The following is a 1422-nucleotide window of genomic DNA, read 5'->3' on the forward strand; positions in this document are numbered from 1 at the left end:
CGCCGGAGAGATCGTGGTCCGATCGTTTGTCTTCTGTTTCTCGCCATGATCTGCCTGCGTCGATCGTGGTGTTTTTGGTGGCCCTGCCGTTGTCGCTGGGTATCGCTATCGCGTCGGATGCGCCGATCGCGGCGGGGTTGATCGCGGCCGCGGTGGGTGGGATCGTGGTCGGGTTCGTGGGTGGGTCGCCGTTGCAGGTGTCCGGTCCGGCCGCGGGGTTGACGGTGGTGGTCGCGGAGACCATTCATCAGTTCGGGTGGAAGACAACGTGTTTCATCACGGTGGCGGCGGGGTTGCTGCAGGTGGTGTTCGGGTTGTCGCGGATCGCGCGGGCGGCGTTGGCGATCGCGCCGGTGGTGGTGCACGCGATGCTGGCCGGGATCGGGGTGACGATCGCGTTGCAGCAGGTGCATGTGCTGCTGGGTGGGGCGTCACGGAGTTCGGCGTGGGAGAACCTGACCGAGTTGCCGTCGCAGTTGCTGCATTTGCATGGCGCGGATGTGGTGGTCGGGTTGATCGTGATCGGGATCATCGTGGCGTGGCGGTGGGTGCCGGCGCGGGTGCGGATCGTTCCCGGCCCGTTGGTGGCGGTGTTGATCGGTACGGTGTTGTCGCTGGTGTTGCCGGGGGAGCCGGTGCGGATCGTGATCGACGGGTCGTTGTTCGACGCGATCGGGCTACCCGGGCTGCCGTCGGGGGAGTGGGGTGCGATCGTGCTGGCGGTGCTGACGATCGCGTTGATCGCCAGCGTCGAAAGTTTGTTGTCGGCGGTGGCGGTGGACAAGCTGCATACCGGTGAACGCACCAACTTCGATCGGGAGTTGATGGCGCAGGGCGCGGCGAACGTGACCTCGGGCCTGTTGGGTGGGTTGCCGGTGACCGGGGTGATCGTGCGTAGTTCCACCAACGTCGCGGCGGGGGCGCGGTCGCGGGCGTCGGCGTGGTTGCACGGGGTGTGGATTCTGGTGTTCTCCATCGCGCTGGTCGGGGTGGTGCAGCAGATCCCGAAGTCGGCGTTGGCGGGGTTGTTGATCGTGGTCGGGATCCAGTTGGTGAAGCTGGCCCATATCCGGCTCGCGCGGCGTACCGGGGATCTGGCGGTGTATGCGGTCACCATGGCCGCGGTGGTGTTGTTGAACCTGCTCGAGGGGGTGTTGATCGGGCTGGCGCTGGCGTTCGTGCTGTTGCTGTGGCGGGTGGTGAAGGTGTCGGTGCACGCCGCGCCGGTCACCGGGACCGACCGGTGGATCGTCAGTGTCGACGGCACCTGCACCTTCCTCGCGCTGCCGAAACTGACCAAGGAACTCGCCAAGGTCCCCACCGGCACCGACGTGCTGGTCGAACTCACCGTCGACTTCCTCGACCACGCCTCCTACGAAGCCATCCACGACTGGGCCCGCCAACACGAAAACACCGGCGGCA

General features: G+C 66.5%; 1 protein-coding gene. It reads left to right on the top strand.

Annotated elements, in window-relative coordinates:
• On the top strand, positions 1 to 1422 hold a 1422-nt coding region (locus tag QH470_RS04145; protein WP_425302599.1), incomplete at both ends, for a SulP family inorganic anion transporter.

The sequence above is a fragment of the Nocardia wallacei genome (assembly GCF_029868745.1).
In the GTDB taxonomy this organism is placed as follows: Bacteria; Actinomycetota; Actinomycetes; order Mycobacteriales; family Mycobacteriaceae; genus Nocardia; species Nocardia wallacei_B.